Genomic DNA, 25,058 nt, shown 5'->3' on the forward strand with positions numbered 1-25,058 from the left:
TGACGAGCGGCCCGCATCCGGCGAGGGGTCCCCCATGCTCGATCTCGGCCGGCTGCGCGCGCTGCACGCCGTCTCCGTCCACGGCACGATCGGCGCCGCCGCCACCGCGCTCGGCTACACCCCGTCCGCGGTGTCGCAGCAGATCGCGAAGCTGGAACGGGAGACCCGCACCACCCTTCTGGAGCGGCAGGGCCGGGGCATCCGGCTCACCGATGAGGCACAGCAACTCGCTCTCACAGCGCAGGAGTTGATGTCCATCGTGGAGGAGGCCGAAGTCCGCCTGGAGGAGCGGCGCGGGGAGCCGGCGGGACGGCTGGCGGTCGCCTGCTTCGCCAGCGCCGCGCGGGGCCTGATGCCCCGCGTGCTGGCCGACCTCGCGGAGCAGCATCCGGCACTGGACGTGCGGATGCAGGAGATCGACCCCCATCTGTCGATCGACCTGGTGGCCCGGGGCGCGGTGGATCTCGCCGTCGCCCACGACTGGGACATCGCCCCGCTGCCCACCCCGCCGGGACTGGAACAGGCGGTGATCGGGACGGACCTGTGCGACCTGCTGGTCCCCGCCGGGCACCGGCTGTCGGACGCCGACGCCGTGCGCCGCGAGGAACTCGGCGGCGAGCGCTGGATCTCGCAGCCGCCGGGCACGGTCTGCCACGACTGGCTGATGCGGACGCTGCGGGCGGCGGGCCACGAGCCGCTGATCGCCCACCAGGCCGAGGAGCACCAGACGCAGGTCGCCCTCGTCGCCGCCGGGCTCGGCATCGCCCTCGTCCCACGGCTCGGGCGCGGCGCGCTGCCGCCGGAGGTGTCCGCGGTACGCCTGGACCCGGTGCCGAGCAGGCGGCTGCGGGCCCTGTGGCGGGCGGGCGCGGCCCGCCGCCCCGCGATCACGGAGACGGTGCGCACCCTGCGCCGCCGGTGGCCGCAGGCGGCCGGCGAGCGCTGACGCCCGGCCCCGGACCGGGCGCAGGCGCCGGCACCCCCGCCCCGGCGCACGCCTCCGCGACGAGCACCGGCGCGCACCTGCGCACCGGCTCCGTCGAGCCCTGACACGGGGCGAGCACGGACCCCCGTCCGGGCACCGGCACCGTGCGGGCACCGCACCGCACCGACGCCGGATCTGACCCGGACCCGGACCCGGACCCGGACCCGGACCCCGGGATCGCAACCGCCACCACCACACCGCACCGACCCCGCGCCTGCGGCCCCTGCCCCCGCGCCGCACCGGCGTCGCAGGCCGTGGAGGCCGCCCTCCCCGCGGGCGCGGCCCCGGACCATCCACGCCCACGCACGAGCCCACGCACACGCCCGCACCCTGCCGGACGGCGGAGATTCCGCCCGCCCGACCGTCATTTGCCACCGCACCCCTTGACCTGGCAGTTACTTTCCGGATATCCGTGACTCCTTGGAAGTTTCCTTCAGTTCGTTGCGCCACCCCCTGTTGAGCAAGGCCCGGAAGGAGCACCAGTGCACGACCGGAATGTCTCCAGACGCACTCTTCTCACCGCGACCGCGGTCGCGGCGGGGGCGATCGCCTCGGCGTCCCCCGCCGCGGCGTCGTCAGCCGTGGCGGGCGCCGCCAGGGACGACCGTCTGAAACGGCTCATCGCGCGGATGAGCCTGGAGGAGAAGATCGGCCAGCTCTTCGTGATGCGGGTGTACGGCCACTCGGCCACCGCGCCCGACCAGGCCGACATCGACGCCAATCTCAAGGAGATCGGCGTCCGGACCGCGGCCGAGCTGATCGAGCGGTACCACGTCGGCGGCATCATCTACTTCGCGTGGGCGCACAACACCCGTGACCCGCACCAGATCGCCGAGCTGTCCAACGGCATCCAGCGGGCCGGTCTCGCCCAGCCGACTCCCGTGCCGCTGCTGATCTCGACGGACCAGGAGCACGGCATCGTCGCCCGGATCGGCAAGCCGGCCACCCTGGTGCCGGGGGCGATGGCCCTCGGCGCGGGCGGTTCGCGTGCGGACGCGCGCACGGCGGCGCGGATCGCCGGCGGCGAACTGGCGGCCATGGGCGTGATGCAGAACTACGCCCCGGTCGCGGACGTCAACGTCAACCCGGCCAACCCGGTCATCGGCGTGCGGTCCTTCGGCTCCGAGCCGGACGCGGTGGCCCGGATGGTGGACGCCCAGGTGCGGGGCTACCAGAGCGCGGGCATCGCGGCGACGTCCAAGCACTTCCCCGGACACGGCGACACCACGGTGGACAGCCACACCGGCATCCCGGTGATCACCCACACCCGCGAGGAGTGGGAGACCGTCGACGCACCGCCGTTCCGGGCCGCGATCGCCGCCGGGATCGACTCGATCATGACGGCGCACATCCAGTTCCCGGCGCTCGACCCGAGCAACGACCCCGCCACGCTCTCCCGCCCGATCCTCACCGGGATCCTCCGCGAGGAATTGGGCTACGACGGCGTCGTCGTCACCGACGCGCTCAACATGGAGGGGGTGCGGGTCAAGTACGGCGACGACCGGGTCCCGGTGCTCGCCCTGCTCGCGGGCGTGGACCAGCTGCTCAACCCGCCGGACCTGGCCGTGGCCTGGAACGCCGTCCTGGCGGCGGTCCACAGCGGCGAACTGAGCGTCGCCCGCGTCGAGGAATCGATCCTGCGCATCCTGCGGCTCAAGGAGAAGCTGGGTCTGCTGCGCGATCCGTTCGTCACCTCGCGCGGCGTCGACCGCACCGTGGGCACCAGGTCGCATCTGGCCGCCGCCGACCGGATCGCCGAGGGCACGACCACGGTGCTCACCAACCCGGACGGGCTGCTGCCGCTGAACCGCCGCAAGCGGCCGAACCTGCTGGTGGTGGGCGCCGATCCGGCCTCGCCCAGCGGTACGACGGGTCCGCCGACGACCGTCCTGGCGAACGCGTTCACCGAACTCGGTTTCACGGCGACGGCGTTGTCCACCGGCACCGCGCCGACCGCCGCGAAGACCGACGAGGCCCTCGCCGCGGCCGCCGGCAAGGACGTGGTCGTCGTCGCCACGTACAACGTGTCGGCGACGAGCACGCAGCGGACCCTGGTGGAACGTCTGGTGGCGACCGGGGTCCCGGTCGTCGCGCTCGCCATCCGCAACCCGTACGACGTCGCCCGGCTGGCCGCGGTCGGCGCCTCGGTGGCGAGCTACTCGTGGACGGACGTCGAACTGCGCGCCGCCGCACGGGTCATCGCGGGCAGGGCCCGGCCCGAGGGCCGGCTCCCGGTGCCGGTGCAGCGGGCGGACGACCCGTCGCGGACGCTGTTCCCGGTCGGCCACGGCCTGTCCTACCGCTGACCCGAGGCGCCGAGGGGCCGGGACCGCCGTGTGCGGCGGTCCCGGCCCCTCGGCCGGACGGGTACGGGCCGCGGGCCGGAGCCCGCGGCCCGTCCGGTCACGGACGCAGTGTCCGCTCCATGTCCCTCTTGTCGAGCCTGGCGTCGGCCTCGGCCAGCGGCCGCGCCTTCGCCGGGTCCTCCTGCACGGCGGCCGGGGCGACGCCCGCCCAGCGCAGGATCGCCGCCGTCGCCCTCGCCTTCTCGTCCGGCACGAGACCGGCCACGTTGGCACCGTGGTTGGCGCCGGGAGCCGTGTAGACGTAGGAGTCGCGGGCGCCCTTGCCGACGCGGAACGGCTCCGCGCCCCACGGGTCGTTCTCGCCGTAGACGAACATCATCCGCGTGGCGTTGTGCCGGACCCAGGTGTCGACGTCCCTCATCGCCCAGGGCTTGAAGCGCATCGGGATGTCCCGCGGCACGAAGTTCCGCGGCGGCTGGTAGCCGTAGCGGCTCAGACCCCTGAGGTGCGGCTGCGCGATGTCCGGGGAGCCCAGCTCGGTACCGGCCTGGTAGTAGTACGGCGTGTACGCGGAGAGCCCCTGGTCGGCGTAGGCGTAGAAGCCGGCGACCGCGTCGATGTGGTCGAACAGCTCCTGGTCCGTCGCACCGGCCGCGGCGGGCACGGCGTCGCAGTCGGCGAGCAGGCTGTACTGCCAGAACGCCCAGGCGTAGTCGAGGACGACGGCCTCGTAGGCGCGGTCGAGACTGCCGACGGTGGTGAAGGTGTAGCCGCCGTCGGCGGCGTACGTCTCGTAGATCTTCTCCATCGGCGCCCGGCGGATCAGGGCCTCGCGCTGCACGGCGTGCAGCTTGTCGCGGCACTCCTTGGTGCCGACGCTCGACAGGAAGCGGTCGTACGCCCGGTCCTCGTCGTTGACGACGTCGTTCGGCGCGACGTACGCGACCACACCGTCCATGTCACGGGGGTAGTGGCGCTCGTAGTAGGTGGCGGTCATGCCGCCCTTCGAGCCGCCGGTGGACAGCCACTTGCGGTCGTAGACCGGCTTCAGCGCCGTGAAGAGCCGGTGCTGGTCGCTGGCGGCCTGCCAGATGTCCAGCTTCGACCAGTCGGCGGGCTCGGGCCGCGACGGGGTGAAGAAGCGGTACTCCATCGAGAGCTGGTTGCCGTCGACGATGGCCGTCGGCTCACTGCGGCGGGGCGTGGTGGACACGTTGTAGCCGGAGGTGAAGAAGACGGTGGGGCGCGTCGTGTCCTTGTGCAGCAGGGTGATCCGCTGCGCGAAGGTGCCCTTGCGCGGGTGCCGGTGGTCGACCGGCTGGTCGTAGGTGAGGACGAAGAACCGGTAGCCCGGGTACGGCTTCTCCTCGATGAGCTTCATGCCCGGAATCGCGAGGATCCGGTCCTTGATGTCCGTGCCGGCGGCCGGCTCGGCGGCGGTGGCCGCACCCGCCGTCATCCCGGCCGCGCTCACGGTGCCTATGAGCACCACGAGCGACAGCAGCCATCTGAGCGCCTTGCGCATTCACCCTCCCCTGGAGATCTCCCCTTGAGATCGGTCGCGGTGAACCTAGCGGTGCGGGTGCCACAGGCGCCAGACCTCGTTGCTCCTTACGGACGCACAACTGCCGTGTCCGGTACGGCATTCGGCCGAAGGCGCGGAGCCGGACGGGGGACGCGGTGCGCGGAGCCGGAGGCGGGACGCGGACGCGGACGCGGTGCGCGGAGCCGGACGCGGTCGGCCGCGTGCGGCGGGGCACGTCCGCCGGACCAGGAATCCGGGCGCGGTCAGCAGAGGATCCAGCCGGTGGAACGGGAGACCCCCGAGACGGCGCCGGTGGCCCGTACGCACCGGCCGCGCGGCGAGACGGTGACCGGGCCCGCCTGGCGGCTGAAGCGCCCCTCGTCCACGTCGGCCCGGCCGCCGCGGGCCTGGAGCGACACCGACATCGCCCGCCTGATCCCCGGGTTCCTGGCCAGGGTGACGGCGCAGACCTGCTGTCCGCTGCGGTAGACGCGCAGTTCACCGGTGGTGAAGGAGACCGACTTCGCCAGCCGCCCGGCGCAGGGCGCCGCCGCCGCCGCGCTCTGAGCGACAGGAGCGGCCAGAGCGAGCGCGGCCGTGGCCGTCAGCACCGCCACGACACGCCTCAGCGACCGGCCCGGCCGCGCACCGCCCCGGTGTCCCGCCCCGTCGTCCACAACCGCTCCTCCGCGTCACACGATCTTCCCCCGCACATCCGTACGACGCACGGGGCGGCCCGGAGGTTGCGAAGGCAGCGGCCCTCGCACCCTCCGGCCCCGCCCTCCGGGAGGCGGCCGGAGGGACACGGGGCGGAGGGGACACGGGCCGGAAAGGGACACGGGCCGGGGAACGGGCGGCGGGAAGCACTCAGCGGGAACGGACTGCGGGAACGTCGGCTACACGGCCGCCGGCTCGTCCTCCCCTATCCCGGCGAACGTCCGCCACAGCGCCGCGTAGCGGCCGCCCCGGGCGAGCAGTTCGTCGTGGGTGCCGTCCTCGGCGACCCGGCCGTGGTCCATCACCACCACCCGGTCGGCGCGGGCCGCGGTGGTGAGCCGGTGCGCGACCACCAGCGTGGTGCGGCGGCCGGTCAGCCGGTCCGTGGCCTGGTTGACCTGCGCCTCCGTCGCGAGGTCGAGCGCGGCGGTCGCCTCGTCGAGGAGCAGCACGTCCGGGTCGACCAGCTCGGCGCGGGCCAGCGCGATGAGCTGCCGCTGCCCCGCGGAGAGGTTCCGCCCCCGCTCGGCGACGCCGTGGAGGTAGCCGCCCTCCAGCGTGGCGATCATCTCGTGGGCGCCGACGGCCCGTGCCGCGGCCTCGACCTCGGCGTCACCGGCGCCGGGGCGGCCGTAGGCGATGGCGTCGCGGACCGTCCCGGCGAAGAGGTACGCCTCCTGTGGGACCACCCCGAGGCGGTGCCGGTAGGCGGTCAGGTCGAGCTCGCGCAGGTCGCAGGGCTTCCCGGTCGCCGCGGCGCCCCCGGCCTCCCCCGCGTGCGGACCGGGTTCCGCGAGGGTGACCGTGACGCGCCCCGAGGTCGGGTCGTAGAACCGCGCCACCAGCTTGACCAGGGTCGACTTGCCCGCGCCGGTCTCGCCGACGAAGGCCACCGTCTGCCCGGCGGGGATGCGCAGGTCGACGCCGGTCAGGGCCTCCTCGCCGCCGTCGGCTCCGTAGGCGAACGACACGTTCTCGAAGGCGATGTCCCCGTGCAGCGCGCGCACCTCGCGGGGCCGCTCGGCGGCGGCCGTCGACGTCGGCTCGCGCAGCAGCTCCTGGACCCGGCCGAGGGAGACGGCGGCCTGCTGGTAGCCGTCGAAGACCTGGGAGAGCTGCTGCACCGGCGCGAAGAACAGGTCGATGTAGAGGAGGTAGGCGACCAGTGCGCCCGTGGTCAGGGTGGCCGCCTCGATCCGGGCCCCGCCGACGATGAGCACCGCGGCCGCGGCGACCGACGACAGCAGCTGGACGAACGGGAAGTACACGGAGATCAGCCACTGGCCGCGGACCCGCGCCTCGCGGTAGCTCTCGCTGGCGGCCCTGTAGTGCGCGACGCCCGCGGCCTCGCGTCCGAAGGCCTGCACGATGCGCAGTCCGGACACCGACTCCTGGAGGTCGGCGTTGACGACGCCGACGCGTTCGCGGGCCAGCTCGTACGCCTTCACGCTCTTCCTGCGGAAGAAGTAGGTGCCGACGATCAGCGGCGGCAGGGTCGCGAAGACGACCAGGGCCAGCTCCACGTCGATCACCAGCAGGGCGACCATGATGCCGAAGAACGTGACGACGGAGACGAAGGCGGTCACCAGACCGGTCTGGAGGAACGTGGACAGGGCGTCGACGTCCGTGGTCATCCGGGTCATGATCCGGCCGGTCAGCTCGCGCTCGTAGTAGTCGAGCCCGAGGCGCTGCAGCTGGGCGAAGATCTTCAGCCGCAGCGAGTACAGCACCCGCTCCCCGGTGCGGCCGGTCATCCGCATCTCGCCGATCTGCGCGGCCCACTGGACCAGGACCGAGGCGAGGGCCAGCAGGGACGCCGTCCACACGGCGCCGAGCGCGACCTGCTCCACTCCCTCGTCGATGCCGTGCCGGATCAGCACCGGCAGCAGCAGGCCCATGCCCGCGTCGACCGCGACGAGCAGCAGGCTGACCAGCAGGGGCAGGCCGAACCCGCGCAGTACGGCGCGGAGCCGCCCGCCCTCGCCCGCCCGGGCGTCCGCCGGTTCGGGGCGCGTGGCCGCGGCCTCGTCGACGTCGGGGGTGTCGGTGGCCGGGGGCAGCGCCTCGACCTGGGCGAGCAGCTCCGGGGTGGCGCCGGAGTCCTCGCGGGACTCGTCGGCGTGCTCGTCGCGTACCCACAGGTGGGGGGTGATGCCGCGTTCGGCGTCGAACTCGGCGTCCAGTTCGGCGCGCACGGTGCGGTCCTCGTCCGGCTCGGGCGCCGCCTCGGCCGGGACGTGGCCCGGGGAGACGCCGCCGAGCTCGTCCGGATCGGTGAGCAGCCTCCGGTAGAGGGCCGAGCGGCGCTCCAGCTCCTCGTGGGTGCCGATGTCGGCGAGGCGGCCGCCGTCGAGGACGGCGATCCGGTCGGCGAGGCCGAGGGTGGAGCGCCGGTGGGCGATGAGCAGCGTGGTGCGCCCCTCCATGACCTGGCGCAGCGCCTCGTGGATCTCGTGCTCCACGCGGGCGTCGACGGCGGAGGTGGCGTCGTCCAGGAGGAGCAGCCGGGGGTCGGTGAGGATCGCGCGGGCGAGGGCGAGGCGCTGGCGCTGGCCGCCGGAGAGGGTGAGGCCGTGCTCGCCGACCTTGGTGTCCCAGCCGTCGGGCAGCTCGTCGATGAAGCGGTCCGCCTGCGCGGCGCGGGCGGCGCGCTCGATGTCCTCCTGGGTGGCGTCGGGCCTGCCGTACGCGAGGTTGGCGCGGACGGTGTCGGAGAAGAGGAAGCTGTCCTCCGGCACCAGGCCGATGGCGGAGCGGAGCGACGCGTAGGTCAGTTCGCGCACGTCGTGGCCGCCGACGAGGACGGCGCCCCGGTCGACGTCGTAGAAGCGGGGCAGCAGCAGCGACACGGTGGACTTGCCGCTGCCGGAGGCGCCGACGACGGCGACGGTCTCGCCGGGGGCGATCTCCAGCGAGAAGCCGTCCAGCACCGGCCTGCCGTCGGCGTAGCCGAAGACGACGTCGTCGAACTCGACGCCGACCGGCACATGGGCGGGCAGGTCCTTGGCGCCCTCCCGCATCGTCGGCTCGGTGTCGATGAGCTCCAGCACCCGCTCGACGCCGGCACGGGCCTGCTGGCCCACGGTGAGCACCATGGCGAGCATCCGCACGGGCCCGACGAGCTGGGCGAGGTAGGTGGAGAAGGCGACGAAGGTGCCGAGGGTGATCTCGCCGCGGGTCGCGAGCCAGCCGCCGAGGGCGAGCATGGCCACCTGGCCGAGCGCGGGGACGGCCTGGAGGGCGGGTGTGTACTTCGAGTTCAGTCTGATCGTGCGGAGCCGCCCGGCGAAGAGCCGCCGGCCGACCTCGCGCAGCTTGCCGGTCTCCTGCTCCTCCTGCCCGAAGCCCTTGACCACGCGTACGCCGCTGACGGCGCCGTCCACGACACCGGCGACGGCCGCCGCCTGGCTCTGGGCGTACCAGGTGGCCGGGTGGAGCTTGACGCGGCTGCGCTTGGCGATGAACCAGAGGGCGGGGGCGACGGCGAGGGCGATCAGGGTCAGCGGAAGGGACAGCCAGGCCATCACGCCGAGGGAGATCCCGAACAGCACGAAGTTGCCGATGGTCATCGGCAGCATGAAGAGCAGGCTCTGGATGAGCTGGAGGTCGCTGGTGGCACGGCCGACGACCTGCCCGGTGGACAGCTCGTCCTGGCGGCGGCCGTCGAGCCGGGTGATCGTGGCGTACATCTCGGTGCGCAGGTCGTGCTGCACGTCGAGCGCGAGGCGTCCGCCGTAGTAGCGGCGGATGAAGGTGAGGACGTAGACGACGACGGCGGCGGCGATCAGCAGCCCGGTCCACGACGCGAGCGAACGGGTCTCGTCGCCGATCACGTCGTCGATGACGACCTTGGTGATCAGGGGGACGAGCGCCATCACGGCCATGCCGGCGAGCGACGACCCGAGCGCCAGCACCACGTTGCGCCGGTACCGCCAGGCGTATCCCGTCAGTCTCCGTGCCCAGCCCTGCTCCGCCGCCGCCACGTGGGCCTCCCCGTCGCTTTCCCCGTCGTCTCCGGCGCGCGGTGCGCGCCCGTGGCCCGCTCTCCGCGACGGTGTGGCTGCCGCGGCCCGGACCTGATCTTCCGGAAGGCTGCAACACGACCCGAAGCGGATTTCATCCCTCCGCAACAAATACCGGTCGCCGGCCCTAGGACCCGTGGAGACGCACTTGACCTCAAGCACACTTGAGGTAGCAGGCTGCCGGTCATGGACATCACACAGATGGGGCACGAGCTGCGTGCCCTCACGGACCGGGCCGGGATCGAGGACCTCGTGGGGCGGTACGCGCGCTCGCTGGACGAGCGGGTGCTCGACGAGGAGTGGGCCGCGGCGTTCCTCACCGAGGACGTCACGGTCGAGTGGCCGGTCGGCACGCTGCACGGCCGCGGCGCCGTACTGGAACTGGTGCGGAGGGCGATGGCCCCCTTCGGCCCCACGGTGCACCTGGCCACCGGGACCGTCGTCGAGGTCGACGGCGACCGGGCGAGCGCGCGGGGGGCGCTGCTGAGCACCCATGTGCTGGCGGACGGCGCCGGGGAGCTGTTCGTCTCGGCCGGGCACCTGGACAACGAGCTGGTCAGGACGGCCGACGGATGGCGCATCGCCCGCCAGTCCCTGCGCATCGCGTGGACGCGCGGGACGCCGCCGGCACCAGCGACGGGTTCGGGAGCGGGAGCGACAGCGGAAACGGGCGCGGAAGCGGGAGAGGGAGCGGAAGCGGGAACGGGCTGAGCCCGGCCCGGCCCCCGTCGGCGGGGGCCGGGCCGGGACCCGGCTCGGGCGGGGGCGGGGGCCGCGCCGACCCGGGGTGGAGCGGCGCGGGGCGGCGGGCTCAGGCGTCGCGGCGGGAGAGGCGGTGGAAGCCCGCCCACGCCGCCGCGCCCACCCAGAGCGCCAGGACGCCGATGCCGGTCCACGGCCCCAGAGGTCCGGACGGGTCCTGGAGGAGGATCTGCTGGCCGGCCCGGTCGGGCAGGAAGTCGATCCAGCCCTTGCTCTCCGAGACGTCGCCGAGGACGAACGACAGCATCAGCAGGAAGGGGATGAGGATGCCCATCACGGCAGGCGCGCTGCGCAGCAGCGCCGAGAGCCCGGCGGCGAACAGGGTGATCAGCGCCAGATAGAGGCCGCAGCCCACGACGGCCCGCAGCGCGCCGGGCTCGCCGATGCCGACGCCGTGGTCGCCGAGGGCGGCCTGCCCGGCGAAGAAGCAGACCGCGCCGGTCAGCAGCCCGGCGGCCAGTGCCAGCAGACCGACGACGGCCAGCTTGCCCGCGTAGAAGAGGCCCCGGCGGGGGACGGCCGTGAGCGAGACGCGGACCGCCCCGCCCCGGTACTCGCCCGCGACGGCGGTCGCGCCGAAGCAGATCGCGGCGATCTGGCCGAAGTTGAGGCCGAAGAGCGAGGCGCGCACCGGGTCGAACCCGGCCTCGGCCGTGTCCTCGGGCCCGAGGGTGGCGCACATCAGGACCGAGAACGCGACCGTCGACGCGACGATCGCGGCGAGCGCGACGCGCTGGCCCCGCACGGAACGGATCTTGATCCACTCGGAGTGGAGCACGGGCACTACGGGTGCGAGGGTCATCGCTCATGCCTCCTGGACGGCCGCGGCGGGCCGGGCGGTCGTGTATTCGGTCTCCTCGGCGGTGAGGGCGAGATACGCCTCCTCCAGCGAAGGCTCCTCGGCGGCCAGTTCGAGGAGCGGGATGCCCTCGCGCGCGGCGAGCGGCCCGACGTCCTCCACCCGGGCGCCGTCGACGCTCCAGCGGCCGTCCTCCTCGGCGACGGGCGTGAACCCGGCACCGGCGAGCGCGGCCCGCAGCCGGTCCCCCTCCGTCGTGCGCAGGCGCACCCGGGGGGTCGTCCAGCCGTCGACGAACTCCCGCATCCCCGTGTCGGCGAGCAGCCGCCCCCGGCCCAGCACGACGAGATGGTCGGCGAAGGCGGCCGTCTCGCCCATCAGATGGCTCGACACCAGGACGGCCCTGCCCTCCCGGGCCAGGTCCCTCATCAGCTCGCGGATCCAGATGATGCCCTGGGGGTCGAGACCGTTCGACGGCTCGTCCAGGAGGAGCACCCGCGGGTCCCCGAGCAGGGCCGCCGCGATCCCCAGCCGCTGGCGCATGCCCAGCGAGAACGTGCGGATCCGCCGTCCCGCCACGGACGCGATCCCGGTGGTCTCCAGCACCTCGTCCACCCGGCCGCGCGGAATCCGGCCCGCCGCGGCGAGCGCCCGCAGATGGTCGCGGGCGGTCCGCGCACCATGGGCGGCACCGGCGTCGAGGAGCGCGCCGACGTGCCGCACGGGCTCGTCGAGGGCGGCGTAGGGCTGCCCGTCGATGGTGGCCGTGCCCGAGGTCGGGCGGTCCAGGCCGAGCACCAGACGCATGGTGGTCGACTTCCCGGCGCCGTTCGGCCCGAGGAAGCCGGTGACCCGGCCCGGCCGCACGGTGAACGTCACCGCGTCCAGCGCACGCCGGCCGCCGTACTCCTTGGTGAGGTCTCTGATCTCGATGCTGGTCATGGCACTCAGCCTGGCCGGACGGGGTGGGCCCGGGCCTCCCCCGCCGGTGGAGAGCTTCTCCCCCGTCCGGGGGAGCCGCCGCCCGTGGTGCCGCTGACACGATGGCGGAATGCTCCGCCTCCTGCGCCCCCTGAGCCGCCGGGTCACCTGGACCCGCTGGCTCCATCTGTTCATCGGCACCTTCGTCTTCGGCATCTGGCTCTTCATCTCGGAAGGGGGCCTGTACATCCCGGTGATCGCCCTCGGGCTGCTGGGCTTCCTCCCGGCGATGCGCATGGTCGAGGGCCTCCAGGCGCGGGTGCTGCTGTCACCGCACGGGTACAAGGACGACGCCTCGGGCATCGCGGTCACCTCGTCGGCCACCTGGGCGGACCGCTGGCGGACGGTGCTGTGGCTGGAACTGCGCCTCGGCCTCGGCCTGCTGACCGGCCGGATCACAGTCGTCCTGCTCGGCCTCGCGACCGATCTCGCCTCGGCGGCCGGCGGCGACGGCCCCGCCCCGGACTCCCTCCTCCCTCTCCCGGGCGGCCACTGGTGGTACGCGCTGCTGGTGCCCGTGCCGGTCGCACTGCTCCTCGCCGCGGTCGTCGGGCTCGGCGAACTGATGACCCTGCTCGCGCGCCGGCTGCTCGGCCCCTCGGCGGCCGAACGCCTCGCCGCGCTGGAGGAGCGCACCGAGCAGCTGCTGGAGCGCAACCGCATCGCCCGGGAGCTGCACGACTCCATCGGGCACGCCCTGACGGTGGCGGTGGTGCAGGCGGGCGCGGCACGGGCCGCGGGCAGTCCCGAGTTCACCGAACGCGCGCTCGCCGCGATCGAGGAGACGGGCCGGGCCGCCCTGGAGGACCTGGAACGCGTGCTGCTGGTGCTGCGCGAGTCCGGGCAGCGTCCCGCGGGCGGGCGGCCGACGCTCGCCGACGCGGACCGGCTGCTGGAGTCCGCCCGCGCCTCCGGCGCCGCCCTGGACGCCGAGGTGTCCGGTCCGCTGGCCCAGGTCCCGGGACCGGTCTCCCGGGAGGGCTACCGCATCGTCCAGGAGGCGCTGACCAATGTCCTGCGCCACGCGGGCCCGGTGCCGACCCGGGTCAGGATCGCCGTCGCGGCCGGACGCCTGGAGCTCGACGTGCGCAATGCGCTCGCCACGGGCGATCCGCTCGACGTGCTCGATCCACTCGACGGGAACGGCTCGCCCGCCCCCGGCACCCCGGCGGCGGGCAGGGGCGGCGGCGGCAGGAGCCGGGAGGACGGCGGCGGACTGCGCGGGATACGCGAACGGGCGGCGCTCCTGGGCGGGGAGGCCTCGGCCGGTCGGCACGGCGACGAATGGCGGGTGACGGTGGGCCTGCCCCTCGACGGCCCGCGCTGAGCGCGGCCCGGCCCCGGCACGGACACGGCCGGGGCGGAGTCGCAGCCGGGGCGGAGTCGCGGCCGTGTCCCGGGGCGAAAGCGCTGCCGGGGCTCAGCCGTGTCCCGGGGCGAAAGGGCGGGTTCTATTGATCCCCGCAACACCCTGGAGTTCAGGGAGTTGCGGGGATCGTGGATTTCGAGGTGCTGAGGGCGAGGTTCTTCGAGGCGCTGGGCAAGGAGAACGGCAGCATCACTGCTGCGGCTCGTGCAGTGGGAGTGAACCGCAATACGGCGTTCGGATGGGCACGCCAGGCCGGAGTCCGTGGTCGTGGCAAGCCTCGCAGGCCCGGCCACCCCGGTCGGGCGGAGTACGAGCGGCTGCGTGCGGCGGGAGTCCGGCGCCGTGAGGCCGCCGGGCGGGCTGGTGTCCATGAGCGCACCGCTGAGGACTGGGACCGCGGTATCCGGCAGATCGGCCACTCGCGCCTGCACCCCGACGGGCGCCGCATCGACTACAAGACCGGTGTGACCACCATCGGCGCCACCTCTTCGGAGTTGTCCCTCGCAAGGGTCGAGGCCGAGCTGCACCCACGGTTCCTCACGGTCACCGAGCGGGAGGTGATCGCCGATCTGCGCCGTGAGGGCCGGTCGCTGCGCGCGATCGGACGGGCACTGGGCCGACCGGCCTCCACGGTCAAGCGCGAGATCGACGCCCGGTCGGTCGACGGCGTCTACCGGCCGCACCGGGCCCAGCGAGCATGGGCGAGGAGCCGGTCACGCGCCAAGGACTCCAAGCTCGCCCAGGACGGCCCGCTCCGCCGGTTCGTCGCGGACAAGCTGCAGGAACAGTGGTCACCCGAGCAGATCTGCCACGCTCTGCTCATCGAGTTCCCCGACGACGAGAGCATGCGGGTGAGTCCGGAGACGATCTACCAGGCGATCTATGTCCAGGCCCGTGGCGGACTGCGACGCGAGGTCGCACTCGCGCTGCGCACCGGTCGCACCCGGCGCAAGCCTCACCGCAGCCCGGAGCAGCGCACCCGCCGGTTCGTTGACGAGATGGTGATGATCTCCGAGCGGCCTGCCGGGGTGGAGGACCGGGCGGTTCCCGGCCACTGGGAAGGCGATCTGATCGTCGGCTCCCGCAGCGACAGCGCGATCATGACCCTGGTCGAGCGCTCCACCCGTTATGTCCTGCTCGGGCATCTGCCCGGCGGGCATACCGCCGAGGAGGTCCGCGATGTGCTGGTGCCCTTGATCCAGACCCTGCCCGGGCACCTGCGCGGCTCGCTGACCTGGGATCAGGGCTGCGAGATGGCCGCCCACAAGCAGTTCACCATTGCCACGGGAGTGCCGGTCTACTTCTGCGACCCGCACTCACCCTGGCAACGCGGCTCGAACGAGAACACGAACGGCCTGTTGCGGCAGTACTTCCCCAAAGGAACCGACCTGTCCGTGCACAGCGCCGAAGACCTCGAACACGTCGCCCAGCGACTCAACGGCCGGCCACGCAAAACGCTCGGCTGGAGAACCCCAGCCGAGCGCCTGCGTGATCTACTGACGCCCACGTAGACCGTCAGGTGTTGCGAGGACCCCAAGAATCCGCCCGGGGCGCGGCCGGGGCTCAGCCGTGTCCCGGGGCGGAGGCGCGGCAGGGGCGGCCCGTAGGCTGGGCGGGTGCCGATCACCGTTCTCCTCGTCGACGACGAACCCCTCGTCCGGGCCGGGTTGCGCGCCGTGCTGGAGGCACAGCCGGACATCGAGGTGACCGGCGAGGCCGCGGACGGCGCCGCGGTGATCCCGCTGGTGCGGCAACTGCGCCCCGACGTGGTCGCGATGGACGTCCGGATGCCCCTCCTCGACGGGATCGAGGCGACCCGCGCGGTCCTGCGGACCGTGCCCGATCCCCCGAAGATCCTGGTCGTCACCACGTTCGAGAACGACGAGTACGTCTACGAGGCGCTGCGCGCCGGGGCCGACGGCTTCCTGCTGAAGCGCGCCCGCCCCGCGGAGATCGTCAACGCCGTGCGGGTGGTGGCCGGGGGCGAGTCCCTGCTCTTCCCGGCGGCCGTGCGCTCGCTCGCCGCCGAGTACGGGACCTCCCGCGCACGCGACCGGATGGAACGCGCGGCGCTCACCGACCGGGAGGCGGCCGTGCTGCGCCTGATGGCCCGCGGCCTGTCCAACGCGGAGATCGCCGCCCAGCTGGTCGTCGGCACCGAGACCGTCAAGTCCCACGTCAGCGCGGTGCTGTCGAAGCTCGGGGCCCGCGACCGCACGCAGGCGGTGATCGCGGCGTACGAGTCGGGATTCGTGGCACCGGCGTGAACGGCACCGGCATGCGCCGCAACTGACGCTTCGTCAACGCGGCGACGGTCGCGCCCACTCCTGAGGGGGACGTCCCGATTGCCTCCGAGATGTCCGCATCCTAAGGTTCCGACCTGCCGGGACTTCTTCCGTCCCGCAACCGGCGCGCCGACCGCAGCAGCATGCGCGGCCCGATCCGAAGGACGCCCGCATGGCCGTCGAACGGCCGACCGAAGAGAACCCCGCGCTCGCGCTCGGCCGGGCGCTGCGCGAGCTCCAGCAGCGTTCGGGGTGCACCCTGCGTTCCCTGGAGACCCGCGTGCGCATCAGCGACTCCTCGCTGTCGCGCTACTTCCGGGGCACGACCGTCCCGCCCTGGCCGACCGTCCGGGACCTGTGCCGGGCGCTCGGCGGCGATCCGGCCGAGTTCCGCGTCCTGTGGGAGGCGGCCGACCGCGCGGCCTGCGCGCCTGCGGCACCCGCCGGCCCGCCTCCCGGCACACCGGTGGTCTCCGACCCGCCGGAGCCGCCGGAGCCGCCGGAGCCGACAGGGGCTCCGGCCGGGGCACGCACGCCCACCGCGCCGCGGGGGCGCACCACCTGGGCGGCGGCGGGGGTGGCCGTCGGGGTGGCGCTCGGCGCCGCGCTGACGGCCTGGGCGTGGCCGGCGGCGTCCCCCGGCGACACCGGGACCATGGCGCTCGGCAGCCAGGCCGGCCCGCCGGACGGGCGGCTCTTCGTCAACCGGTCGACCGGGGCCTGCCTCGACAGCAGCCTCGACCGGGGGTTGCGCGCGTACGAGTGCAACGCCCTGCCCTACCAGCGGTGGACGGTCCACGAAGTGCCGGGCGACGGCGTCCGCCTCAGGAACCATGCGACGGGCCGCTGCCTGGACCACGACGCGGGCTTGCAGGCGGCGGTCTGCGGCTCGTCGGCGACCCAGCGCTGGACGCTGGTCCCCCGCGACGAGGGCGCCGTCGAGGTGCGGAACGCCGAGACCCGCCACTGCCTCGACGCCGACCGGACGGCCCTCCGCGCCCTGCCCTGCACCCGCTCCGACAGCCAGACGTGGGCCTGACGCGCACGACCCCCACACCTGACCCGCCCGCCCCGCCCGACCCGCCGACAGGGCCCCTCGGCCAACGGACCGCCGCCGCGCGCCGCGGGCCCGCCTGACGGCGGAGGCGTCCGGGGCTGTTCCGCACGGCCCGCCCGGCAGACGACGCCCCGGGCCCGTCGGGGTGCCCTCGGCGAGGCCCGCGCTCTCGCCGACCGGTCCCGCCCGCCGCCGCGCCCCCGCCGGCTGCCCGCCCACCACCTCGCCGCCGCGCAGCGGCCTCACCCGGCACGGGCCCGCGCGCCCCGCACCGGCACCGGCCGCCCGCCACCGGGTCGGTCCACCACCCTCCGCCGCGGTGACCCGCTCCGGAGGGTCAGGCCGGACCGAGGCAGCACGGGCCACCGGCGTCCGCGTGCCGGGCGGCGCCCCGGCGGGCCCTCCGCGCCCTCCGCCGCTCCGGTCGCCACCCCCGGGGCGCGCCCCGGAAGCCGCCCTCTCCACGCGGTGGCATCCCCGGGCCCTCCTGGGCTCCGAAGAGGTGCCCCGCGCCTGTCCCAGAGGCTTCAGCGGGTCCCGGGACACGGGTGTCCGCGCAGGTGGGAGGGGTGGGAATCCCGAGACGGGCGAAGCGCACGGGACACGCTTGCGGCCCGCTCGGCGCCCGGCCGAGACTCCAATCGTCCGGCAGCGAGACCACCTCGTCACGAGGGTCCCGCACCGGACGCCCCACCGTGCACGTCCCGTGCCCCGCCCTGCCGTACCGCAGCGCGACGGACGGACGGACGCACGCACCCCCCACCCCGTCCCGGGCCGGCGACCGGCCCCGTCCTCCCCTGGAGCCGTCGTGCCCCACAGGCCAACCGTCCCCCGCCGCCCCCTCCGGCTGCCGCTCCTCGCCCTCGCCGCCGCGCTCGGCGCGACGCTGGTCACCTGCTCGGGCGATCCGTCGCCGGGCTCGGGGCCGCCCGCCGCGAAGGCGGCGTCGCCCCCGTCGACCGGGGACGCCGGGCTCCTGCACGACGCACGGCAACTCCTGCTGCGCGACTGCCTGCGGAGGCACGGTTTCGCGTACACCGTCTTCCCTCTCGACGAGGAGTCCGCGGCCGCCCGCTTCCCGTACGTCGTCGACGACGCCGACTGGGCACGGCGCCACGGCTACGGCGGCGAACTCGACCGGCGGGCGGCCCGGCTCGCGGCGGACGACCCGAACCGGGCGTACTTCGCCGGCCTGCCGCCCGACCGCAGGGCTCGGGCCCTGGTGGTGTCGAACGGCCCCTCGCCGCAGGGGCTGTCGGTCCGCCTGCCGGGCGGGGGCGAGGTCCGGCGCAGCGACCGCGGGTGCGTGGCCGAGGCGGAACGCCGCCTCTACGCGGACCTCGGGGCCTGGTTCCGCGCCTCGACCCGGGTGGACGCGCTGGACCGCGTCCGCCGAAGCCGGGTCGTCGCCGAGCCCGCGTACACGGCGCGGCTGAGGGAGTGGAGCCGGTGCATGCGGGCGGCGGACCGGCCGTACGCGACACCGGCCGACGCCCGCGCGGCGGCGACCGGGCCGGAGCGGAGCCTGCCGCACGACCGCGAGGTCGCCCTCGCGCTCACGGAGGCCGGCTGCGCGGACTCGTCGGGACTCGGCGCGGCGGCCCGGCGGCTGGACGCCCGTCACGGGGCTGCGCTGCGCGCCGAGTACCGGGCGGACGTCGACACCCGCGACCGCCTGCGGGCGGGCGCTCTCACCCGGGCCCGGCAGATCCTCCGCACCTCCCGAGCATCCTGACCGGCGGGCCTTCGCCGCCGAACGGAACCCCCGACCGGCAGACCCGCGACCGGCAGGTCCGCCCACCCGACGCACCGCCTCCCCCGGGCAGCACCCCCGCCCCGGCGTAACCCCCACCTGCACCCCCACCCCACAGCTCCCCCCCGTACCAGGACCAGCGGCGCCCCACCCGCCCTGCGCCGCCCCTCCGGCGGCTGCCACCCGGCGGCGACCGCCGCACACCGTTTCCCCACGCGGGACCGCCCTCGGCCCCGCCCCCCGACTCCGCCGCGCCCTCACGGGGCCGGCGGTCACGGCCCGCGCCGCAGCAGGCGGCACGGGACCGCCGCGCCGATGTCCGCGCGGACATCGCGCACCCCCACCGGGCGTCTCACCGCCCCCGTTCGAAGGACTCCACCATGAGGTTCATGCGCCACGCCCTGACCACCGGTCTCGCCGCCCTCGCCGTCGCCACGCTGACCGTCCCGGTCGCCGGGGCCGGTTCGGCCGCGGCCGCCGCCCCCGCATCCGCATCCGCTGCCCGGTCCGCCGCAGCCGCCGCACCGGACGGGTTCCTGTACGCGTGGGAGCACGCACACGCGGGCGGCGCCCACTGCAAGTGGAACGGGAACAACGCGAACTGGGCCGGATGCAGCGACAAGGTCTCCGACGTCTGGAACAACGGCTTCCCCGGGCGCAAGGAGGACGTCCGTCTCTACAACGGGCGTGAGTGGACGGAGTCCTGGGTCTGCCTGCACCAGGGACACTCCATCCCCGACCTCAACGCCTCCGGCCTGAAGTGGTTCGGCTCGGGCCACGGGCAGGGGACGTCGGTGAACGACTCGATCTCCTCCCACGCCTGGGTCGACGCCTGCTGACCCGCCCTCACCGGCCGGCCCGGCCCCTCCCCGCCGGGCCGGCCTCCCGGGCACCCGTCGTTGTCAGTGGTCGCTGCGAGACTGGGATCTCCATCGGGCGCTTCACGCACACGGCACGACGGGGGACTCCGCCATGGGCACCTGGGACATCGGGCACTTCGACAACGACACCGCCGCGGACTTCTCCGGTTCGCTGGACGACGCCGCCGAGGCCGACCGCCCCGGCATCCTGCGCGAGACGCTGCTGCGGGTCGCGCGGACCGAGGAGTACCTGGACAGCGACGAGGCGGCGGAGGCCGTGGCCGCGGCGGCGCTGGTCGCCGCGCAGTGCCCCGGCGGGGAGCCGGTGACCACGGCGTACGGCCCCGACGAGCCGATACCGGCGCTGCCCCCGGAGCTGCGGGGGCTCGCCGTCAGTGCGCTCGACCGCACGCTGCGCGAGCCGTCGGAGCTGCTGGAGCTCTGGGACGAGTCCGGCTCCGGCCCGGCCTGGCGGGCGGATGTGCTCCGGCTGCGTGACGTCCTCGTGGCGGGCGGGGACGCACCGGGCGCGGGAGGGGAGTCTGCCCTGGGGTGAGTCCGCTGTGAGTCCGCCCCCACGAGTGCACGAGGAGCGAGGGACGATGACCGACGACGAATCCGAGATCCGCGATCTGATCACGCGGTGGACCGAGGCCGTGCACCGGGGGGATCTCCCGGCCGTACTGGCCGACCACGCGGACGACATCGTGATGTTCGACGTGCCGCCGCCGCACGACGGCGTCCGGGGCATCGGCGCCTACCGGGAGACCTGGCCGCCGTTCTTCGACTGGCAGGCGCAGGGCGCGGTGTTCGAGCTGGTGTCGCTCGACGTCACGGCGGGCGGGGACGCCGCCTTCGCCCATGCCCTGCTGCGGTGCGGCACGCCCGAGGAGCTGACGGCGCACCCGGAGTCCCGGCTGCGGCTCACGGTCGGGCTGCGCCGTGAGTCGGGCCGCTGGGTGGTCGCCCACGAGCACCACTCCTTCGCGGACACCTCGGCGGCCGAGCCCGCCCCCTGACACGTGCGCGCCGCCCGCGGGAGGGGGCAGGCGGCGCGGACGGCACGACACCCGTGGCCACGCCGGCGCGGGAGCCGGCTCCGGTACGGGACGGGGGTCCGTACCGGGGCCGGCGAAGGGCCCGCCAGGGGTGACACCGGGGGCGTCCGCTCACAGGTGAGTGGGCGCTCACAGGTGGGTGGGCGCGAACATCCGCAGGTGGGCCGGGAGGACGACGACGGAGGGACCCGGTGCCGCCAGGGCCTTCGCCAGATCCTGGGCGAGCGTTCCCGGCTCCGTGCGGACGGCCGGCACGCCGAACGACTCGGCGAGCGCCACGAAGTCGGGCCGGGCGAGTTCCGTCCCGGTCGCCTCGCCGAAGGCGTCCGTCATGTACTCGCGGAGGATGCCGTAGCCGCCGTCGTCCACGATCAGCCAGGTGACCGGCAGGTCGTACTGGCGGGCGGTGGCGAGTTCGGCGATCGAGTACATGGCGCCGCCGTCGCCGGAGACGGCGAGCACGGGCTGCGTGCGATCGGCCGAGGCGGCGCCGATGGCGGCCGGGAAGGCGTAGCCGAGACCGCCCGCGCCCTGGGCCGAGTGCATGGTGTTCGGCCGGCGGGCGTCGAAGGCGGACCACGCCCAGTAGGCGAGGATCGTCATGTCCCAGAAGCTGGGCGACTCGTCCGGGAGCGCCTGGCGGACCGAGGCCAGCAGCTGCTGCTCCACGGTCAGTTCCTGCGCGTCGATCCGGGCGCGGACCGCGGCGAGCAGTTCCCGGACGGAGCCGGCGGCGGCCGGGTCCCGGCGCTCGGTGACGGTCTCCAGCAGGGCCTGGAGACCGAGCCGGGCGTCGGCGTGGATGCCGATGCCGGGGTGGTTGGACTCCAGCTTCCCGGCGTCGGCCTCGATCTGGATCATCCGGCCGCGCGGGGCGAACGTGTGGTAGTTCGAGGAGAGTTCGCCGAGTCCGGAGCCGACGACGAGCAGGACGTCGGCCGCCTCCAGGTAGTCGGTGGTGTGCCGGTCCTCCAGCCAGGACTGGAGGGAGAGCGGGTGCTCCCAGGGGAAGGCGCCCTTGCCGCCGAAGGTGGTCACCACGGGGGCGTCGAGCTTCTCGGCGAGGGCGCGCAGCTTGCCGGAGGCGTCGGAGCGCACCACTCCGCCGCCCGCGACGATCACGGGCCGCTCGGCGCGGGAGAGCAGGTCGGCGGCGACGGCGGTGAGCTCGGGTCGCGGCGCGAGCTCCTCCGGCCCGGCGTCCATGGCGGTGACGACGGGCAGGACCGTCTCCGCGAGCAGCACGTCCTGCGGGATCTCGACCCAGACCGGGCCGTGCGGCGCGGTGAGCGCCGACTCCCAGGCCGCGGCGATCGCCGACGGGATCTGGGAGGCCGTGCGCACCACGTGCACGGACTTGACGATGTCGCGGAACGACGCCTGCTGGTCGCGCAGTTCGTGCAGGTAGCCGTGGCGTCCGCCGCCGAGTCCGGCGGCCGGGATCTGGCTGCCGATGGCGAGCACCGGCGCGGAGGCGGCGGCCGCCTCCTGGAGGGCGGCGAGCGACATCAGCGCGCCGGGGCCGGTGGACAGCAGCAGGGGCGCGGCCTCGCCGGTGATGCGGCCGTAGGCGTCGGCGGCGAAGCCGGCGTTGTTCTCGACGCGCAGGCCGACGTAGGTCAGGTCGGAGCGGCGCAGGGCGTCGAACATGCCCAGGGCGTGCTGTCCGGGCAGGCCGAAGACGGTCGTCGCGCCGAGCCCGGCGAGGGTCTCGACGACGAGGTCGCCCCCGTTGCGCCCGGCGGGCGGGTTGAGGGCGGCCTCGGTCTGGGCCGCGGTGGGGCGCAGCACCAGGTCGTGGTCGTGGGTCACTTGCCGTTCCTTGCCTCGGCGATCTGGCGGGTCATGATCGTCGTCAGTTCGTACGCCGTGTGCGATGCCGCGACGGCGGTGATCTCCGCGTGATCGTACGCCGGGGCGACCTCGACGACGTCCGCGGAGACGAGGTTGCAGGAGGCGAGTCCGCGCAGGATCTCCAGGAGCTCGCGCGAGGTCATGCCGCCCGCCTCGGGGGTGCCGGTGCCGGGGGCGTGGGCGGGGTCGAGGCAGTCGATGTCGATGGAGATGTACAGCGGCCGGTCGCCGATGCGCTGGCGGAGCTGGTCGGCGACCTCGTCGGCGCCCCGCCGGTAGACGTCGGCGGAGGTGACGATGCCGAAGCCCATCTTCTCGTCGTCGGTGAGGTCCTGCTTGCCGTACAGGGGGCCGCGGGTGCCGACGTGGGAGAGGGCGGAGGTGTCGAGGATGCCTTCCTCGACGGCCCGGCGGAACGGCGTGCCGTGGGTGTACTCGGCGCCGAAGTAGGTGTCCCAGGTGTCGAGGTGGGCGTCGAAGTGGAGCAGGGCGACGGGGCCGTGCTTCTTGGCGACCGAGCGCAGCAGCGGCAGCGCGATGGTGTGGTCGCCGCCGAGGGTCATCATCCGCGCGCCGGTGGCGAGCAGGTCGTCGGCGGCGGCCTCGATGGTCTCGACGGCCTCGTTGATGTTGAACGGGTTGGCCGCGATGTCGCCCGCGTCGGCGACCTGGGCGAGCGCGAAGGGCGAGGCGTCCTGTGCCGGGTTGTAGGGGCGCAGGAGCCTGGACGCCTCGCGGATGGCGTTGCCGCCGAAGCGCGCGCCGGGGCGGTAGGAGACGCCGGTGTCGAAGGGGACGCCGACCACGGCGACGTCGGTGGTGCCGACCTCGTCGAGGCGGGGCAGCCGGGCGAACGTGGCGGGCCCGGCGTACCGCGGGACGCGGGAGGAGTCGATGGGGCCGCGCGGCTCGGTGCTGCTCATGTCTGTTCCTTCTTTCCTGCGCTGGGTCGCGGGGCGCGGGGCGCGGGTCTCGTGGTCGCCGCTCCCGGCTGCCGCCCGCGGTCACTCGTGTGGTGTGACCGCTCGGCTGGGGGTGTGGTTCGGGGTCGTGCCGTCTTCGACGGTACGGGGGCGTCCGGCCGCGGCGGGCGGGTGCCCGCCGCGGCCGGACGCGGGGCTCAGCGCGCCGCGGCGGGCTCGGGCGCGGGGGGCTCCGGTGCGGCGCCCTCGCCCTCGTCCGGGGCTCCGCGGCCCGCGAGGCGCTCGCGCCAGTGGGCGAGGACGGCCGGGTCGGTGGGCCTGGTGGCGAGGCTGACCACCAGGTAGGTGGCGAGCGAGGCGAGCAGGCCGTAGTAGATCGGCTGGTTGGCGAGGATGCCGTAGGCCGCCATGAAGCCGATCACCGACAGCCCGCCGACCGCGACGGCGGCCAGCGCGCCCTGGACCGTGCCGCGCTTCCAGAGCAGCCCGCCGAGGATCGGCACCAGCAGTCCGCCGACGAGCAGGTTGTAGGCGACGGTGAGCGCCTCGACCACGTCGTTCAGCGCGATGGAGATGCAGATGGTCGCGATGCCCATGGCGAGGATGAACGCCCGGTTGCCCTTGACCTCGTCGTGGTCGGTGGCGCCGGAACCCGCCCGTCCGCGCAGCCGGGACCAGATGTCGTTGTTGGCGACGGTGGCACAGGCGATCAGCGCCCCGGACGAGGTGGACATGACGGCCGCCAGGGCGGCGGCGAGCACCAGGCCCCGCACACCCATCGGGAGTTCGTCGGTGACGATGGTGGCGAAGGCGTCGTCGGCGCTGGCCAGGTCCGGGTAGAGCACCTTGGCGGCGGTGCCGATCACGGCGCCGGCGATGGCGTAGACGAGGCAGTACGTACCGGCGATCGTGCCGCCCCAGCGGGCGACCTTGTCGCTGCGGGCGGTGAACACCCGCTGCCAGATGTCCTGCCCGATCAGCATGCCGAAGGTGTAGATCAGGACATAGGTGAAGATCGTCTCGCCGCCGATGCCGAGCGGGGCGAAGTACTCGTTCGGGAGCTGGGCCTTCATCTCGGCGAAGCCGCCGGCCTTGACCACCGCGATCGGCAGCAGGAGCAGCAGGACGCCGATGGTCTTCACGACGAACTGGACCATGTCGGTGATGGTGATCGACCACATGCCGCCGAGCGTGGAGTAGGCGACCACGATCGCGCCGCCGAGGATGATCGACACCGTGCGGTTCACGTCGAAGAGGACGTCGAAGATCGTGGCGTAGGCGATGGTGGAGGTGACCGCCAGCATCAGCGTGTACGCCCACATCACCAGTCCGGTGATCAGACCGGCCCGGCCGCCGTAGCGCAGGTCGAGCATCTCGGAGACGGTGTAGACCTTCAGCCGGGCGATGCGCGCGGAGAAGAAGACGGACAGGGCGAGCAGCCCGAATCCGATGGTGAGGACCATCCACGCGCCGGAGAGACCGTGCTTGTAGCCGAGGCCGACGCCGCCGATGGTGGAGGCGCCGCCGAGGACGATCGCGGCCATGGTGCCGGAGTACATGCCGGGCCCGAGGCGCCGGCCGGCCACCAGGAACTCGCTCTTGGACTTGGCGCGGCGCATGCCCCACCAGCCCATGCCGAGCATGCCGGCCAGATAGACGACGATCACTGCATAGTCGACAGCCATCGGCTTTCCTTCCGTGTCGTCCCCCGGAACGGTCAGTGGAGTGCGCGTGCGCTGAGCATTGACGGTAAGTGGCCGGAAAGCATCGAAGAAGTGTACGTTTCATCCACTCCTTCCCCT

At 74.2% G+C, this 25,058-nt stretch carries 19 protein-coding genes; 11 read left to right on the forward strand and 8 right to left on the reverse strand.

Features of this window, described 5'->3' with window-relative positions:
* Nucleotides 1-34 precede the first annotated feature (34 nt).
* Together IAG43_RS10875 and IAG43_RS10880 are read left to right on the forward strand one after the other, a co-directional pair.
* A complete protein-coding gene (locus IAG43_RS10875) occupies nt 35-946 on the forward strand; it encodes a LysR family transcriptional regulator (protein WP_187740548.1) in 912 nt (303 codons plus the stop codon).
* 521 nt (nt 947-1,467) lie between these two features.
* Nucleotides 1,468-3,291: a glycoside hydrolase family 3 protein gene (locus IAG43_RS10880; protein ID WP_187740549.1), complete on the forward strand. Its 1,824-nt coding sequence runs from the start codon at nt 1,468-1,470 to the stop codon at nt 3,289-3,291.
* Nucleotides 3,292-3,388: 97 nt separating this feature from the next.
* On the opposite strand, the gene IAG43_RS10885 is transcribed toward IAG43_RS10880, so the two are convergent.
* From IAG43_RS10885 to IAG43_RS10895, 3 genes are all read right to left on the reverse strand, one after another.
* Nucleotides 3,389-4,816, reverse strand: a complete 1,428-nt coding sequence (locus tag IAG43_RS10885) for an alpha/beta hydrolase family protein (protein WP_187740550.1) — start codon at nt 4,814-4,816, stop codon at nt 3,389-3,391.
* A gap of 263 nt (nt 4,817-5,079) precedes the next feature.
* Nucleotides 5,080-5,493 (reverse strand): hypothetical protein, encoded by a 414-nt coding sequence (locus IAG43_RS10890; RefSeq protein ID WP_187740551.1) that lies wholly within the window; start codon nt 5,491-5,493, stop codon nt 5,080-5,082.
* A gap of 219 nt (nt 5,494-5,712) precedes the next feature.
* On the reverse strand, nt 5,713-9,516 hold the full coding sequence (locus tag IAG43_RS10895) for an ABC transporter ATP-binding protein (RefSeq protein WP_187740552.1): 3,804 nt from the start codon (nt 9,514-9,516) through the stop codon (nt 5,713-5,715).
* A 225-nt stretch (nt 9,517-9,741) separates the two neighbouring features.
* Here IAG43_RS10895 and IAG43_RS10900 point away from each other — a divergent pair, with 225 nt between their 5' ends.
* On the forward strand, nt 9,742-10,266 hold the full coding sequence (locus IAG43_RS10900; RefSeq protein ID WP_187740553.1) for a nuclear transport factor 2 family protein: 525 nt from the start codon (nt 9,742-9,744) through the stop codon (nt 10,264-10,266).
* 100 nt (nt 10,267-10,366) lie between these two features.
* On the opposite strand, the gene IAG43_RS10905 is transcribed toward IAG43_RS10900, so the two are convergent.
* Both IAG43_RS10905 and IAG43_RS10910 read right to left on the reverse strand, forming a co-directional pair.
* Nucleotides 10,367-11,119, reverse strand: coding sequence for an ABC-2 transporter permease (locus tag IAG43_RS10905; protein WP_187740554.1), 753 nt, complete (start codon nt 11,117-11,119; stop codon nt 10,367-10,369).
* 3 nt (nt 11,120-11,122) lie between these two features.
* Complete coding sequence (locus IAG43_RS10910) at nt 11,123-12,058, reverse strand: ABC transporter ATP-binding protein (protein ID WP_187740555.1); 936 nt, start codon at nt 12,056-12,058, stop codon at nt 11,123-11,125.
* 109 nt (nt 12,059-12,167) lie between these two features.
* Here IAG43_RS10910 and IAG43_RS10915 point away from each other — a divergent pair, with 109 nt between their 5' ends.
* From IAG43_RS10915 to IAG43_RS10950, 8 genes are all read left to right on the forward strand, one after another.
* Nucleotides 12,168-13,424, forward strand: a complete 1,257-nt coding sequence (locus IAG43_RS10915; protein ID WP_187740556.1) for a sensor histidine kinase — start codon at nt 12,168-12,170, stop codon at nt 13,422-13,424.
* Nucleotides 13,425-13,783: 359 nt separating this feature from the next.
* On the forward strand, nt 13,784-14,977 hold the full coding sequence (locus IAG43_RS10920; protein ID WP_223006038.1) for an IS30 family transposase: 1,194 nt from the start codon (nt 13,784-13,786) through the stop codon (nt 14,975-14,977).
* A 105-nt stretch (nt 14,978-15,082) separates the two neighbouring features.
* Nucleotides 15,083-15,733 carry a response regulator transcription factor gene (locus IAG43_RS10925; RefSeq protein WP_187740557.1) on the forward strand — a complete coding sequence of 217 codons (651 nt, stop codon included), beginning with the start codon at nt 15,083-15,085 and terminating at the stop codon, nt 15,731-15,733.
* 190 nt (nt 15,734-15,923) lie between these two features.
* Nucleotides 15,924-16,790: an XRE family transcriptional regulator gene (locus tag IAG43_RS34955; RefSeq protein ID WP_187740558.1), complete on the forward strand. Its 867-nt coding sequence runs from the start codon at nt 15,924-15,926 to the stop codon at nt 16,788-16,790.
* An 826-nt stretch (nt 16,791-17,616) separates the two neighbouring features.
* The gene (locus tag IAG43_RS10935; protein ID WP_187740559.1) at nt 17,617-18,543 is read left to right on the forward strand and encodes a hypothetical protein; all 927 of its coding nucleotides are present in this window, start codon (nt 17,617-17,619) and stop codon (nt 18,541-18,543) included.
* Between the two features lie 398 nt (nt 18,544-18,941).
* On the forward strand, nt 18,942-19,400 hold the full coding sequence (locus IAG43_RS10940) for a peptidase inhibitor family I36 protein (RefSeq protein ID WP_187740560.1): 459 nt from the start codon (nt 18,942-18,944) through the stop codon (nt 19,398-19,400).
* 133 nt (nt 19,401-19,533) lie between these two features.
* The gene (locus IAG43_RS10945) at nt 19,534-19,977 is read left to right on the forward strand and encodes a DUF4259 domain-containing protein (protein WP_187740561.1); all 444 of its coding nucleotides are present in this window, start codon (nt 19,534-19,536) and stop codon (nt 19,975-19,977) included.
* 46 nt (nt 19,978-20,023) lie between these two features.
* Nucleotides 20,024-20,440 carry a YybH family protein gene (locus IAG43_RS10950; protein WP_187740562.1) on the forward strand — a complete coding sequence of 139 codons (417 nt, stop codon included), beginning with the start codon at nt 20,024-20,026 and terminating at the stop codon, nt 20,438-20,440.
* A 168-nt stretch (nt 20,441-20,608) separates the two neighbouring features.
* Here the strand turns inward: IAG43_RS10950 and IAG43_RS10955 are convergent, their stop codons facing one another.
* The 3 genes from IAG43_RS10955 to IAG43_RS10965 all read right to left on the reverse strand — a co-directional run bounded on the left by IAG43_RS10955 (nt 20,609) and on the right by IAG43_RS10965 (nt 24,941).
* Complete coding sequence (locus IAG43_RS10955) at nt 20,609-22,291, reverse strand: thiamine pyrophosphate-binding protein (RefSeq protein ID WP_187740563.1); 1,683 nt, start codon at nt 22,289-22,291, stop codon at nt 20,609-20,611.
* On the reverse strand, nt 22,288-23,256 hold the full coding sequence (speB, locus tag IAG43_RS10960) for an agmatinase (protein ID WP_187740564.1): 969 nt from the start codon (nt 23,254-23,256) through the stop codon (nt 22,288-22,290). Before speB ends, IAG43_RS10955 begins: the two co-directional genes overlap by 4 nt.
* A gap of 197 nt (nt 23,257-23,453) precedes the next feature.
* Nucleotides 23,454-24,941: a sodium:solute symporter family protein gene (locus IAG43_RS10965; protein ID WP_187740565.1), complete on the reverse strand. Its 1,488-nt coding sequence runs from the start codon at nt 24,939-24,941 to the stop codon at nt 23,454-23,456.
* Between the last annotated feature and the right edge of the window lie 117 nt (nt 24,942-25,058).

It is taken from the genome of Streptomyces genisteinicus, assembly GCF_014489615.1.
Classification (GTDB): domain Bacteria; phylum Actinomycetota; class Actinomycetes; order Streptomycetales; family Streptomycetaceae; genus Streptomyces; species Streptomyces genisteinicus.

Excerpts from the sequence above, each read along its gene's own strand:
- IAG43_RS10965 (WP_187740565.1), bottom strand. The coding sequence starts at position 24,941 with ATGGCTGTCGACTATGCAGTGATCGTCGTCTATCTGGCCGGCATGCTC.
- IAG43_RS10910 (WP_187740555.1), bottom strand. The coding sequence starts at position 12,058 with ATGACCAGCATCGAGATCAGAGACCTCACCAAGGAGTACGGCGGCCGG.
- IAG43_RS10940 (WP_187740560.1), top strand. The coding sequence starts at position 18,942 with ATGAGGTTCATGCGCCACGCCCTGACCACCGGTCTCGCCGCCCTCGCC.
- speB (WP_187740564.1), bottom strand. The coding sequence starts at position 23,256 with ATGAGCAGCACCGAGCCGCGCGGCCCCATCGACTCCTCCCGCGTCCCG.
- IAG43_RS10950 (WP_187740562.1), top strand. The coding sequence starts at position 20,024 with ATGACCGACGACGAATCCGAGATCCGCGATCTGATCACGCGGTGGACC.
- IAG43_RS10875 (WP_187740548.1), top strand. The coding sequence starts at position 35 with ATGCTCGATCTCGGCCGGCTGCGCGCGCTGCACGCCGTCTCCGTCCAC.
- IAG43_RS10885 (WP_187740550.1), bottom strand. The coding sequence starts at position 4,816 with ATGCGCAAGGCGCTCAGATGGCTGCTGTCGCTCGTGGTGCTCATAGGC.
- IAG43_RS10945 (WP_187740561.1), top strand. The coding sequence starts at position 19,534 with ATGGGCACCTGGGACATCGGGCACTTCGACAACGACACCGCCGCGGAC.
- IAG43_RS10905 (WP_187740554.1), bottom strand. The coding sequence starts at position 11,119 with ATGACCCTCGCACCCGTAGTGCCCGTGCTCCACTCCGAGTGGATCAAG.
- IAG43_RS10900 (WP_187740553.1), top strand. The coding sequence starts at position 9,742 with ATGGACATCACACAGATGGGGCACGAGCTGCGTGCCCTCACGGACCGG.
- IAG43_RS10915 (WP_187740556.1), top strand. The coding sequence starts at position 12,168 with ATGCTCCGCCTCCTGCGCCCCCTGAGCCGCCGGGTCACCTGGACCCGC.
- IAG43_RS34955 (WP_187740558.1), top strand. The coding sequence starts at position 15,924 with ATGGCCGTCGAACGGCCGACCGAAGAGAACCCCGCGCTCGCGCTCGGC.